Raw genomic sequence first — 12,583 nt, 5'->3', positions numbered from 1 at the left:
TATTTTCTAGTAGGGGGAGTTTTTTAAGAAATTTTTAAACCATTTTCCGGAGTACTTGATTGTGCGCTTTTGTGTAAGATAGTCGATGTGCACCAAACCGAATCTTGGCCGATATCCTTCGGCCCATTCAAAATTATCGATAAAGCTCCATACAAAATATCCCCCAACATTTACGCCTTCTTTTTTTGCCCTGAGGACCTGATTCATGTGTTTCTCCAAGTAGGCTTTCCTGGTCTCGTCACGGATTTCACCATTAACTTCCAAATCCGAATAGGATGCGCCATTTTCAGTAATAATCAAGCGCGCTATATTTGGATACTGCGACATTCGTTTTAGACAATGGTAAATAGACTCCGGATATACCTCCCAATTCATATTTGTGTGTTCAACATTGCGTTGACTGGCAGTAACGAGCTTGGCTTTTAATATGGGTGTAATGTAGGAGTGTTTGATAATTTCCCTTGTATAGCTCTGTAGCCCAATAAAGTCCATGTCAAATTGGAGTTTTTTATCATCTCCTTCTTTCATGTATTTTTCGATCGGGCTTAGACTTTTAAAGTCTTTAGTAGGATACCCAAGTCCAAGTAAAGGTTCAATAAATGTCCGGTTGACCAAGGTGTCTATTCTGGCTGCTGAACTAATGTCTTTCAGGCGCTTGCTATAGGGTTCGATATGCGTGTAAGAAAACGTCGTTCCTACATTCATGCCATTCCGCTCAGAGCGAATAACTCGGCCGCCTTCCGCTTGACAAAGTGCGGCATGGTGTGCGGCCGGAAAGAAGTTAGACAACCTTTTTCTACCCGGTGCATGTACTCCTAAAAAATACCCAGCTCCAGTAAACACCATAGGTTCGTTTAACACCATCCAATTCCGAACACGGTCACCAAAATTCCGAATACAAAAGCTTACATATTCCTCAAACCATAAAATAATAGCGCGATTCGTCCAACCTCCTTGTTTTTCCAAAGCCAAGGGTAGGTCCCAATGATAAAGTGTTATCCAAGGTTGGATATTATATTCAAGGCAGGTATCAATAAGGCGATTATAAAAATCTACGCCTCTCGAGTTTATTTTTCCCGTCCCTTCAGGGAATATTCGGCTCCAAGATATAGAAAACCGGAAGTTAGGGATTCCCATGGCTTTCATTAAAGCCAAATCTCCTTCAAAGCGATTGTAAAAGTCAGCGCTGATATTGGCGTTCTCGTTGTTAAGGATTTTGCCCTTTTTACGAACAAATTGATCCCAAATCGACAAACCTTTGCCGTCATCCATGTAGGCTCCTTCTATTTGATAAGCGGCTGTAGAAACGCCCCAATTGAAATTCTCACCGAAATCACGTTTTGTCATAGGTCTTACAACGATGTTCTAATTAATATGTTTGGAAAGAAGTAAATCGATGATCTTGGACGTGTCATCGGGGTAATCGACGGGGATTGATATAGCATGGTCAATCCAGTCTTTTAATTTAGGGATATGTTTCTTTTTTAGGGTTTTTAAAATCGGCACACCCATGGTTTTGAGAGCGGCAGCATTGCAATGCTGTTCGAATTGATTTTTCATGGGTATGACAATTAATTTTTTCCCCATATACAATGCTTCTGCCGGGGTTTCGAAGCCCGCGCCACAAAGAACACCAGTTGCGCTCGCCATGCTTTTTATAAATTGCTCGTTATTGATCTTGTAAATAGAAATATTCTCATGCTCATAGGTTTTGGTGCTATGTTTTGAGAAAACATGCCATTTGGTGTCTGGTAGTTCAGAAAGAATGCTGATGATTTTCTTGTCTTCATATGAGGGTAGATATACCGTATAATGACCATTGTTCGTTAATTTTTGCGCTCGTATTTCTTTTCTGATAACCGGCGTAAAGGTGTGTTCGTCGTATCGGTCAAAATGAAAGCCATACTGAACGCTTGTTGGTGCATAATTCCTTAGTGTAATTTTGCCAATTAAGTCTTGTTTTTTTGGTTGAGGTGCTTTTTTGCTAAGGACCGCCGCCTGATGACTTAGCGATATACAAGGTTTATTTTTTAAATAACATGCCCAGGCAGAAACGGGTTCAAAGTCGTTAATTACAATGTCATATTCGTCTAGTTTCAATTGCCTGATTTCAGTCAACAGCCGCCGTATATTACCTCGTTTATAGGTTTCAACAATATCCACACCGCCCTTTTTTCCAAAAATAAAACTCAACCCGTTAAAATTATATTTGACATCATAGGGTAAATCAACGTCTGCCTGCGTTCCGCTGACGAGAAGGTCTAAGTTTCCTTTCGACTGTAATATGGGGATAATGTCCCGTGCTCGACTTAAATGGCCATTTCCCGTGCCTTGAATAGCATATAAGATATTTAGTTTCTTCTTGTCCATGTGTACCACAATCAAACAGAGAGGAGATAAGGGTTTACTTTTCAGCCATAAAGTTAGAGACTGCGTATTACGTCTGTGAAAGCCTTATGTTATCGTTGTGTTAAAAAATGCATCGGTTTTATTTTCTTAACATTATTTTGTTCTTTTTGTGTTTTTCTGATTTTTACTATAAAAAATAATTAAAATGCTCTATTTTTTATGTGATTTTAATATAATGATTGATAATATATCAAATTATTTAAAAAAATGGTATTAATATTTTGAAATAAATAAAAAACAACTACTTTTGCTGTTGTATAATAAGGTATTTTTCTTTTTGTATTGAATATTTGTCCTTATTGTTGTTTTTTTTAGCGTGTTTTTTCCTTTTTATATAAAAAAATAAAGTATTTCAATGAAAAATGTATCAATTAGACGGTCGGTTCCATTTTTTCTTTTATTGGCGATTGCTAGTGCCTCTATTTTTATGAGTCCTGAAAATAGTTTTTCGGATCAGCGTAGATATAATAGCGCTGACATAACATGGGTATTAATTTCAGCTGCATTGGTTTTTCTGATGACTCCCGGACTAGCTTTCTTTTATGGAGGAATGGTGAATAATAAAAATGTTATCTCTACGATGATCAAGAGCTTCGTTTCAGCTGGAATAGTTAGTGTGCTCTGGCTTATCGTCGGGTTTAGTCTCTGTTTTGGTGAATCGCTCGGTGGGCTGATTGGAAACCCGGCTTCCTTTTTGTTTTTCCAGAACGTAGTTTCTGGGGAACCTTGGGCAGGGGCACCTACAATCCCTTTTATTCTGTTCGCTTTCTTTCACTTAATGTTTGCGATCATTACTCCGGGAATTGTTGTCGGAGCAGTCGCTGAGCGAATCAAGTTTACTTCTTACATTCTTTTTATTGTACTTTTTTCATTGTTCGTTTACGCTCCATTAGCTCATTGGAGTTGGCACCCTGATGGTTTCCTCGCACGTCTTGGCGTGTTGGATTTCGCAGGGGGTACCGTAGTTCATATTTCAGCAGGTTGTGCCGCGCTTGCAGGCGCACTGGTTCTTAAACAGCGTAAATCACATGCGGATCATATTAAAACCCAGCCAGCTAATATAGCGTATGTGTTGATTGGTACCGGCCTTCTTTGGTTTGGGTGGTTTGGGTTCAATGGAGGTTCTGCCTTAGCGGCTAATTCATTGGCTGTTTCCGCTTTTGCTACAACAAATATTGCCGCTGCCGCTGCCGGATTGGCTTGGATGTTTTTTGATGTGTTTCGTGGCAAGAAGCCGTCGGTTGTTGGTTTCTGTATTGGCGCTGTTGTGGGCTTGGTTGCGATCACGCCCTCTGCAGGCTTTGTGGCGATTCCTCAAAGCGTGTTCATCGGAGTTGTAGCGGCACTTATATCTAACATAGCCGTAGAGTGGCGTTCCAAGTCTTCATTGGACGATACGCTGGATGTTGTGCCCTGTCACGGTGTCGGAGGCGTGGTTGGTATGTTCTTTACCGGTGTTTTTGCAAACACGGTTACTAACCCCGATGCAGCAAATGGGATCTTATTTGGTGAAAATAGCTTCTTTCTGGCTCAGGTAACTGGAATTTTAATTGTCACTACCTATAGCTTTGTGGTATCATACGGTATTTTCAAACTCGTTAATCTTATTGACCCAATTCGTGTTACTGAAGCGGAGGAGGAACAAGGGCTCGATATTACGCAGCATGACGAAGAGCTATATACTTATCATGCCGGAGATAAAGTAATCCAACTTTAATTGTAACTTTGGTATCATGCCCAATGGGTATTGTTGATTTAACTTATCAATAAATGAGTAAATTGTTTGTAAAAAATATGGTTTGCGATCGCTGTATTTTGGTTGTTCGAGCAGAACTGGATAAGCTGGGAATCGAAGCCAAGCAGGTTGGATTAGGTGAAATAACCTTAGATAGCGAACTTGCACCTGAGAAAAAGAGACAACTGGACTCATCTCTCGAAGCGCTCGGTTTTCAGGTCATTGATGATAAGAAGAGCAGGGTTATTGAAAAAATAAAAAATGTTATTATTGGCTGGGTGCATTATCAGAATAATGATGCTAGAACAAACCTCTCAGATGTGCTGAGTCGGGAACTTCATCTTGATTATAACTACCTGTCGAATCTCTTCTCGGAAGTAGAAGGTACAACGATAGAAAAATATTTTATAGCGCAGAAAATCGAAAAGGTCAAAGAACTATTAGTTTATGATGAGTTGTCATTAAGTGAGATCGCCTTTCGGCTGAACTACTCCAGTGTAGCTTATCTGAGCAACCAGTTTAAAAAAGTAACGGGCTTAACCCCAAGCCATTTTAAACAAATCGGAAAGGATAAGCGAAAGCCGTTGGACAAGGTCTGAGATAATAGCGTGAAACAGGCTAATTTCATAGATAATTACAAATCAATTCCATAATTCTGTAACGATTCCCTGGAGTTTTCTCGCCAACTTTGTATTGTAATTTAAGCAGTATCAAAATGGCGATGATAAATAATCAACAAAAAAATAACGAAACAACTATTAACGAGACAATTAAGGACTCGTTCCCGGTATTGGGAATGACCTGTGCTTCCTGTGCAAGTAGTGCAGAAAGTATCGTTAAGCACGCTCCGGGGGTTGTTGAGGCTTCGGTCAACTTTGCCACAGGAAACCTAGCCGTGGAATATCAACCCGGTATCACAGATCCTGAAGCACTTCGGCAGGCTGTTCAGTCTGTTGGTTACGATTTGCTGTTGAAAGACGAATCAAAACAGCAAGAAACGTTAGAAAATATTCACGAGAAAACATATAAGGATCTAAGGAAACGGACGGTTTGGGCTGTTGTACTCTCTCTCCCGGTGGCAGTGATCGGAATGTTCTTTATGAATATCCCATATGCCAATGAAATCATGTGGATATTGTCAACTCCGGTGGTACTCTGGTTGGGTCGGAGCTTTTTCGTAAATGCTTGGAAACAAGCAAAGCACAGATCGGCAAATATGGATACACTGGTAGCTTTAAGTACCGGTATTGCCTATGTCTTTAGTGTTTTCAACCTGTTCTTTCCCGAGTTTTGGCTGGAAAGAGGATTGGAAGCTCATGTTTACTTCGAAGCAGCAGCTGTTATTGTTGCGTTTATTCTCCTCGGTAGATTATTGGAAGAAAAAGCGAAGGGGAATACCTCGACTGCTATCAAGAAATTAATGGGTTTGCAGCCAAAAACTGTGATCGTTATGCAGAAAGATGGTTCAGAACAGAGCGTAGCGATTGAAGATGTAAAACCCGGCGATGTTATTTTAGTAAAACCTGGAGAGAAGATCGCGGTAGACGGAATGCTTGTGTCTGGTAGTTCTTATGTCGACGAGAGTATGCTGAGTGGTGAGCCTGTACCAGTTCTGAAAACTCAAAATGAAAAGGTATTCGCTGGTACGATTAACCAAAAAGGAAGCTTTAGTTTTGAGGCGACCAAGGTTGGTAAAGAAACAATGCTTGCTCAGATTATCAAAATGGTACAGGATGCGCAAGGCAGCAAGGCTCCCGTCCAAAAGTTGGTTGATAAGATCGCCGGTGTGTTCGTTCCCGTAGTGATTGGTATTGCTTTATTGACTTTTATACTTTGGTTAATCCTTGGAGGTGAAAGTGGCGTAGTGCACGGATTGTTAGCTGCGGTTACCGTTTTGGTTATTGCGTGCCCTTGTGCGCTTGGGCTGGCTACTCCAACGGCAATTATGGTCGGTGTAGGTAAAGGAGCCGAAAACGGAATCCTTATTAAAGACGCTGAAAGCCTCGAATCAGCAAAAAAAGTAGATGCTATTGTACTGGATAAGACGGGGACAATCACGGAAGGTAAACCTGAAGTAACTGATGTATACTGGTTGAACGAGGATAGTACCACAAAGGATATCCTTTTTACTCTTGAAAAGCAATCGGAACACCCTTTAGCAGATGCTGTGGTTAATTATTTGACCGATGCATCAGCCAAGTCACTGAGAGGTTTTGAGAGTATTACCGGTAAGGGCGCAAAAGCTATTTTTGCTGATACCCCCTATTACGTAGGTAATAGAAAGCTAATGTCCGAAAATAGCATTGATATCGATGCTGGCTTGAAGAAAAAAGCAGATGAATGGAGTAAAAGCTCGAAAACAGTTATTTGGTTCTCAAATGATAAAACGGCATTGGCTGTGCTGGCTATATCTGACCAAATCAAAAAGACTTCCGTAGCAGCGATTGAGCAAATGCAAAATATGGGAATTGACTTGTACATGCTTACGGGCGACAATGAAGCAACAGCCAATGCAATTGCCAAAGAGACTGGTATAGATCATTACAAGGCAGAGGTGTTGCCACAACATAAAGCCGATTTTATTAAAGATTTGCAAAATAAAGGGAAGGTCGTAGCAATGGTTGGTGACGGTATAAATGATAGTACCGCGTTAGCAACAGCGGATGTGAGCATTGCCATGGGAAAAGGGAGTGACATCGCTATGGACGTAGCGAAGATGACGATTATTTCTTCCGATCTGAATAAAATACCACAAGCCATTTTGCTGTCCAGGCAAACCGTTGCTACCATCAAACAGAACTTATTCTGGGCTTTTATATACAATTTGATTGGTATTCCAATTGCTGCCGGTATCCTTTATCCGATTAACGGCTTCTTATTAAACCCGATGATTGCCGGGGCGGCAATGGCTTTGAGTAGCGTTAGTGTGGTAAGCAATAGCTTGCGACTAAAGTGGAAAAAGTAACAATTGACTAGAGTGATCAGGAGATCAGAAAGTAAAAGATCAAAGAATAATAAATAAATTAAATAACGTAATAATATAATAACATGGAAAATCAAACTCTTCAATTTAAAACAAACCTCAATTGTGGCGGATGTGTCTCAAAGGTACAGTCTGATTTGGATCAGACCGTAGGCGAGGGGAAATGGGATGTTGATATCGATAATAGTGATAAGGTGCTTACAGTGAAGTCAGATGGTGTAACTGAAAGCGAAGTAATTGCTATTGTGGAAAGCAAAGGCTTCAAAGCCGAGCCGCTTGCCGCAGAGTAGATTTAAACAGATACTCAACTAGATTGTTAGCCTTGTGTTGGAGATATCCAGACGAGCCGAAATTTTGACACAAAGATAACAGGTTCTCTCAACGCTTTTTTTAGCTTTGAGAGAACTACTAGGCTCATAAATATTTAATAAAATTGCTGAAATGGAGCGTATTTGGATCTATCAGTCAGACAGAGAACTTTCAGAAACAGAAGTAGGTCTGGCAAATAATAAACTACAAGAATTTGCGGCACAGTGGAAAGCCCACGGTAAGGAACTCGCCGCGCGCGCTGAAATTCGTTATAACCGCTTTATCATTTTGTTTTTGAATGAATCCGTGGAAGCCGCTTCAGGTTGTTCTATAGACTCGTCCGTTCGTTTTCTAAAAGCCATCGAGAATGAGTTGGGGGTCAATTTATTTGATCGGATGCAGACCGCTTATTTCGATGGAGATCAGGTGAAAGCGGCCTCACGCACCGAACTAGAAGCATTGTTGTCGGCTGGTGAAATAAACCAAGATACACTGGTTTTTGATAATACCGTACAGAGTAGTGAGGAGCTAGCCAAACGCTGGATCGTTCCTATCAAAGATAGTTGGCAAGGCCGGATGTTCAATATCAGCTGAATAAGATAGGCGCGCTATTCAGGGATGGCACTATGAGGCATATAGCGTACAATGCGATATGCACGATTGCTAATGTACTTTGTGGGCTTTGCTGGTGACCACCTTAGCGGGTTAGGAAGCACTGCTGCGATCAGCGCTGCTTGTCGCTTTGTTAGACTTTTGGCTGATTTATTAAAATAATATTGAGTTGCCGACTCAGCACCGTACAGGTTCGGCCCCATTTCAATAACATTCAAATAGACCTCGAGAATACGTTTTTTACCCCACAGGGCTTCAATTAGAATAGTAAACCAAGCTTCCAGACCTTTTCTTACCCAGGAGCGTTGTGGCCAAAGGAAAACATTTTTAGCAGTTTGCTGACTGATTGTACTGCCGCCGCGGAGCGATCCACCTGCCTGATTTTTTTTGAAAGCTTCCCGAATGGCTTTTTTGTCAAAACCTGCATGTTGTATAAAGCGGGCGTCTTCGCTAGCTATCACAGCTCGTTTTAAGTTTTCAGAAAGATCTTCGTATTTTATCCATTTTCGTGCAACCGGAGGCTTTGTGTTTTCTATCGACTGAAGATTTCTTTGAACCATCAGCCATGTTATAGGCGGATTAACAAAACGATAGAGCATTACCCATACTACGCTGATTACAACGAAATAAATAATGCTTTTTAGCAAGATTTTAAGAATTCGCTTCTTCGTGCTCTTTTTCTTTTTTCTTGATTTTCGTTTTGCCATGGTCACTAAATATAATGACAAAAAAAGGCTATCCGATGATGGATAGCCTTTTTTTGTTTTGGTATTGTAATTTATTCAGCAACTACTTCAAAAGGAACCTGAACCTTTACTTCTTTGTGTAAGTTTAAGTTAGCGATGTACTCACCGATAACTTTAGGCTCTTCTTCGAAAGTAATGCGACGACGGTCAACTTCATAGCCTTCTTTCTTAAGGGCATCAGCAATTTGAATTGTATTAACCGACCCGAATATCTTGCCGCTTTCGCCGGCTTTTGCCCCGATAGTTAATTTTACAGATTCAAGTTTGCCAGCTAAAGCTTCTGCGTCTTGTTTAATTTTATCTTGTTTGAATTGTGCTTGTCTGATGTTCTCAGCTAAAACTTTCTTTGCAGACGGAGTAGCTAATTCAGCAAAACCTTGAGGAATCAGATAGTTGCGTCCGTATCCGGGCTTAACTACAACGATATCATCCTTTTCGCCAAGTTTTTTAATATCTTGTTTTAAAATAATTTCCATGTTTCTCTACCTCCGTTTATTTTAATGAATCTGCAACATAAGGTAATAGACCGATGTGGCGAGCACGTTTAACAGCCTGTGCTACTTTACGTTGAAATTTCAACGAAGTTCCAGTCAAGCGTCTTGGTAAAAGTTTACCCTGATCGTTAACGAACTTCAATAAAAAGTTTGCGTCTTTATAATCGATATATTTAATGCCATTCTTTTTGAAACGACAATATTTTTTACGGTTATCATCCACCTTGGGAGCAGTAACATACTGAATTTTTTGTTCTCTTGCCATTATTTTGCAGCCTCCTCAGTTTTTGGTTTCTTGTTAAAAGCACCGCTACGTTTTTTCTCGTTGTAAGCGATCGCATGTTTATCTAAAGCAATGGTTAGGAAACGCATAATGCGCTCATCACGCTTATACTGAAGTTCCAGTTTGCTAATTAAATCACCTGGAGCCTTAAATTCAGTTAGGTGGAAGAATCCGGTTGATTTTTTCTCAATCGGATACGCTAATTTTTTCAAACCCCAATTATCTTCTTGGATAATTTCGGCTCCGTTCTCAGTTAAGAAAGTGCTAAACTTTGTAATAGTTTCTTTAGCCACTTCTTCTGACAACAACGGGGTAAGAATGATTACGGTTTCGTACTGTTGCATTTTAAGAATAAAATTAATAATTTATGTTTCCGCTAAAGCGGGATGCAAAAGTACAATGAAATATTTAAAATTACAATAGCTAACTGATTATTGTGATGCAAGTTGTGACTTCCGGAAGGTTATTTCTGTCCGGTTGTTCAAACCATCGGCTTGTGGGTTAGGTGAGCCGTCTTTCAATTCATAAGCAATCATCGGATATTGTGACCCAACACCCTGTGAGGTAACACTAACCTCTTTTTTAAGACCTTTGTCCTTCAGCCATTTGGTCACTTTGATAGCCCGTTCAGAGGATAGCGATTTGTTGGCTGCCTCATCGCCACCACGTCCTGTGTTCCCTGATACCAGAACCTTTCCGAATCCTCGGTCATTGATGACATTTAAAGTCTCCTGGAGCGTGGCTTCATAGCCTTCCTTAAATTCGGCACTACCTTCTTCAAATACATCAGCATTGGGAAGAACCAGCTTCATCTGTGTATTGGTTTCCGTATAGGTAAGCGCACTTTGTGACAAGTCTACTTCTGGCTGAGCCGATAAGTCCCTTGATGCAGGAGGATTGTCCGTATTTACAATGGAATCATTCATTGAAGGCCCTATATCAGTAGAGTCTGCGCTATTATTTGTTTGACTGCTGTTTTGGTTACATGCTACCATGCAAAAACTGGCCAAAGCAAGAAGTGAAATCGTTAAGGTTTTCATATTCGTTTTTTTAATATCGTTTGTTTTGTTATAAACCCGAAAAGGGTGTTTTTGTTTACAAAATCAATAATAGCTATTTAATTTAAATTTTTATGCTGTATCTTCGTGCTAATGGATAGTTTTATTGTTTCAGCGCGGAAATACCGTCCGGCAACCTTTGAAACCGTTGTTGGGCAACAACACATAACCGGAACCTTAAAGAACGCGATCAAGAATAATCAGTTGGCACAAGCCTTCCTGTTTTGTGGTCCGAGAGGTGTAGGAAAGACCACTTGTGCTCGTATCCTGGCTAAAACAATAAATTGTGAAAATCTAACCTCCGAGGTCGAAGCTTGTGGTACCTGTGATAGTTGCAAAGCTTTTCAAAATGGTTCCTCTTTTAATGTTCATGAGTTAGATGCCGCATCGAACAATTCTGTGGAAGATATCAGGAGCTTGATTGAACAGGTGCGGATTCCTCCTCAGACCGGAAGATATAAGATTTATATCATTGATGAGGTTCATATGCTATCTGCTCAGGCTTTCAATGCATTTTTAAAGACATTGGAAGAACCTCCTGCGTATGCGAAGTTTATTTTAGCTACCACCGAAAAACATAAAATTCTCCCTACTATTCTTTCTCGTTGTCAGATATTCGATTTTAATCGAATCCGCGTTGAGGATATTGCTGGTCATCTCGAAAGTATTGCGCAAAAAGAGGCTGTGAGTTATGATCAGGATGGCCTTCATCTAATTGCACAAAAAGCCGATGGCGGTTTACGTGACGCATTGTCCATGTTTGATCAACTGGTAAGCTTTTCTAATAAGAATTTAAGCTATCAGGCTGTTATTGACAATCTGAACGTATTAGATTATGATTACTATTTTAAATTGACACAGGCGATTGTTGATGAGGATAGCTCAAGGTGCCTGTTATTGTTCAATGAAGTTCTTTCAAAAGGGTTTGACGGTAGTCACTTTATAGCTGGGTTGGCCAGTCATTTCCGGAATCTCTTGGTCGCGAAAGATATGGAAACTGTGAAACTTCTAGAGGTAAGTAAGACCATCAAAGATCGGTACCTTAGCCAGGCTGAAAAAACTAGTCAGGGCCTACTGTTGTCGGCATTGAACATTGCTAATCAATGTGAAATAAATTATAAAACCAGCAGAAATCAACGATTGCAGGTAGAGCTGGCTCTATTGAAGATGTGTCATATCAGTTCGGCTGTCCAGCTTAGCAGGCAATCAATCATGAACGAAGAAAGCGGCGAGTCCGCTAAAAAAAAAACTTCCATAACGAAGTCGCCTGATCAAACTGAAACTTCTAATCCGGTTACCACGGCAAAGCAGAGCCCAGTCGCACCTCCATCAAGCGTTGCGTCATCATCAGAAAACAAAGATTCATCAGTGTCTCCTTCACCACAGAGTGAGGTGGTGCCTCCAACGAGACCCAAGCTTGTTATCCCTAAATTGACCGATATCAACTTAGGTTCCAAAATTCCAAACCTCAATACCGTTTTTGACGAAAAGAGAGATAGCGGCTCGAAGAACAAAGACCCCGAATACGTTCAAGGGACGGCAGAAGAGCCTTTTGGTCAAGAAGAATTTTTAAAACTCTGGACTGAGTTTTCCCGAACAATCAAGGATCAAGGCAAAATAAGCCTTTTCACACTGATGACTGCTAATAAGCCGGTACTAAAGGAAAACTATATGGTAGACGTTATCGTAGAGAACCAGATCCAGCAGCAGCTTTTAGTCGAGTCGAAAATAGAAATTTTGAATTATATCCGCCAAAATCTGAATAACTTTAAGGTCGACCTTATTCCTGTCCTCCAAAAGTCGCCAACTGTAAGAAAGCCTGTGACCGACGCGGAGAAATACCAGGCAATGGTGGCAAAAAATCCGATGCTCGATCAGTTAAGAAAGGAATTTAATTTAGGTTTTGATTAAATGAGATTAAAAAGAGGGGCAGATTGAAACAAATGAAAATTAT

At 40.4% G+C, this 12,583-nt stretch carries 13 protein-coding genes; 6 read left to right on the top strand and 7 right to left on the bottom strand.

Annotated elements, in window-relative coordinates:
* Nucleotides 1-6: 6 nt before the first annotated feature.
* Both D3P12_RS00520 and D3P12_RS00515 read right to left on the bottom strand, forming a co-directional pair.
* Entirely contained in the window at nt 7-1,347 is a 1,341-nt protein-coding gene (locus tag D3P12_RS00520; protein WP_118193149.1) for a GH1 family beta-glucosidase, read from the bottom strand.
* Nucleotides 1,348-1,365: 18 nt separating this feature from the next.
* Nucleotides 1,366-2,370, bottom strand: a complete 1,005-nt coding sequence (locus tag D3P12_RS00515) for a glycosyltransferase family protein (RefSeq protein WP_118193148.1) — start codon at nt 2,368-2,370, stop codon at nt 1,366-1,368.
* Nucleotides 2,371-2,764: 394 nt separating this feature from the next.
* Between D3P12_RS00515 and D3P12_RS00510 the strand changes: the two genes are divergently transcribed.
* The 5 genes from D3P12_RS00510 to D3P12_RS00490 all read left to right on the top strand — a co-directional run bounded on the left by D3P12_RS00510 (nt 2,765) and on the right by D3P12_RS00490 (nt 8,030).
* Nucleotides 2,765-4,126, top strand: a complete 1,362-nt coding sequence (locus D3P12_RS00510) for an ammonium transporter (protein ID WP_118193147.1) — start codon at nt 2,765-2,767, stop codon at nt 4,124-4,126.
* Nucleotides 4,127-4,179: 53 nt separating this feature from the next.
* Nucleotides 4,180-4,743, top strand: a complete 564-nt coding sequence (locus tag D3P12_RS00505; RefSeq protein WP_118193146.1) for a helix-turn-helix domain-containing protein — start codon at nt 4,180-4,182, stop codon at nt 4,741-4,743.
* Between the two features lie 122 nt (nt 4,744-4,865).
* Nucleotides 4,866-7,109 carry a heavy metal translocating P-type ATPase gene (locus D3P12_RS00500; RefSeq protein ID WP_245977473.1) on the top strand — a complete coding sequence of 748 codons (2,244 nt, stop codon included), beginning with the start codon at nt 4,866-4,868 and terminating at the stop codon, nt 7,107-7,109.
* A gap of 83 nt (nt 7,110-7,192) precedes the next feature.
* Nucleotides 7,193-7,417, top strand: coding sequence for a heavy-metal-associated domain-containing protein (locus D3P12_RS00495; RefSeq protein WP_118193144.1), 225 nt, complete (start codon nt 7,193-7,195; stop codon nt 7,415-7,417).
* 151 nt (nt 7,418-7,568) lie between these two features.
* Entirely contained in the window at nt 7,569-8,030 is a 462-nt protein-coding gene (locus D3P12_RS00490) for an ABC transporter ATPase (RefSeq protein WP_118193143.1), read from the top strand.
* Between the two features lie 14 nt (nt 8,031-8,044).
* Here the strand turns inward: D3P12_RS00490 and mtgA are convergent, their stop codons facing one another.
* From mtgA to D3P12_RS00465, 5 genes are all read right to left on the bottom strand, one after another.
* A complete protein-coding gene (mtgA, locus tag D3P12_RS00485; RefSeq protein WP_118193142.1) occupies nt 8,045-8,755 on the bottom strand; it encodes a monofunctional biosynthetic peptidoglycan transglycosylase in 711 nt (236 codons plus the stop codon).
* 71 nt (nt 8,756-8,826) lie between these two features.
* The gene (gene rplI / locus D3P12_RS00480) at nt 8,827-9,270 is read right to left on the bottom strand and encodes a 50S ribosomal protein L9 (protein WP_118193141.1); all 444 of its coding nucleotides are present in this window, start codon (nt 9,268-9,270) and stop codon (nt 8,827-8,829) included.
* 16 nt (nt 9,271-9,286) lie between these two features.
* A complete protein-coding gene (gene rpsR / locus D3P12_RS00475) occupies nt 9,287-9,553 on the bottom strand; it encodes a 30S ribosomal protein S18 (RefSeq protein ID WP_118193140.1) in 267 nt (88 codons plus the stop codon).
* The gene (gene rpsF / locus D3P12_RS00470; protein WP_118193139.1) at nt 9,553-9,915 is read right to left on the bottom strand and encodes a 30S ribosomal protein S6; all 363 of its coding nucleotides are present in this window, start codon (nt 9,913-9,915) and stop codon (nt 9,553-9,555) included. Before rpsF ends, rpsR begins: the two co-directional genes overlap by 1 nt.
* An 87-nt stretch (nt 9,916-10,002) precedes the next feature.
* Complete coding sequence (locus D3P12_RS00465) at nt 10,003-10,611, bottom strand: OmpA family protein (protein WP_118193138.1); 609 nt, start codon at nt 10,609-10,611, stop codon at nt 10,003-10,005.
* A gap of 111 nt (nt 10,612-10,722) precedes the next feature.
* Between D3P12_RS00465 and D3P12_RS00460 the strand changes: the two genes are divergently transcribed.
* A complete protein-coding gene (locus D3P12_RS00460; protein ID WP_118193137.1) occupies nt 10,723-12,540 on the top strand; it encodes a DNA polymerase III subunit gamma/tau in 1,818 nt (605 codons plus the stop codon).
* Nucleotides 12,541-12,583: the final 43 nt, after the last annotated feature.

The organism is Pedobacter indicus, from assembly GCF_003449035.1.
GTDB lineage: Bacteria > Bacteroidota > Bacteroidia > Sphingobacteriales > Sphingobacteriaceae > Albibacterium > Albibacterium indicum.
Note: the sequence above shows the minus strand (reverse complement) of the source record. Positions and strands in the feature narration are given on the sequence as shown.

Coding starts and splice junctions, on each gene's coding strand:
- D3P12_RS00520 (WP_118193149.1), bottom strand. CDS start 1,347: ATGACAAAACGTGATTTCGGTGAGAATTTCAATTGGGGCGTTTCTACA.
- D3P12_RS00495 (WP_118193144.1), top strand. CDS start 7,193: ATGGAAAATCAAACTCTTCAATTTAAAACAAACCTCAATTGTGGCGGA.
- D3P12_RS00510 (WP_118193147.1), top strand. CDS start 2,765: ATGAAAAATGTATCAATTAGACGGTCGGTTCCATTTTTTCTTTTATTG.
- D3P12_RS00500 (WP_245977473.1), top strand. CDS start 4,866: ATGATAAATAATCAACAAAAAAATAACGAAACAACTATTAACGAGACA.
- D3P12_RS00515 (WP_118193148.1), bottom strand. CDS start 2,370: ATGGACAAGAAGAAACTAAATATCTTATATGCTATTCAAGGCACGGGA.
- D3P12_RS00465 (WP_118193138.1), bottom strand. CDS start 10,611: ATGAAAACCTTAACGATTTCACTTCTTGCTTTGGCCAGTTTTTGCATG.
- rpsR (WP_118193140.1), bottom strand. CDS start 9,553: ATGGCAAGAGAACAAAAAATTCAGTATGTTACTGCTCCCAAGGTGGAT.
- D3P12_RS00490 (WP_118193143.1), top strand. CDS start 7,569: ATGGAGCGTATTTGGATCTATCAGTCAGACAGAGAACTTTCAGAAACA.
- D3P12_RS00460 (WP_118193137.1), top strand. CDS start 10,723: ATGGATAGTTTTATTGTTTCAGCGCGGAAATACCGTCCGGCAACCTTT.
- D3P12_RS00505 (WP_118193146.1), top strand. CDS start 4,180: ATGAGTAAATTGTTTGTAAAAAATATGGTTTGCGATCGCTGTATTTTG.
- rpsF (WP_118193139.1), bottom strand. CDS start 9,915: ATGCAACAGTACGAAACCGTAATCATTCTTACCCCGTTGTTGTCAGAA.
- mtgA (WP_118193142.1), bottom strand. CDS start 8,755: ATGGCAAAACGAAAATCAAGAAAAAAGAAAAAGAGCACGAAGAAGCGA.
- rplI (WP_118193141.1), bottom strand. CDS start 9,270: ATGGAAATTATTTTAAAACAAGATATTAAAAAACTTGGCGAAAAGGAT.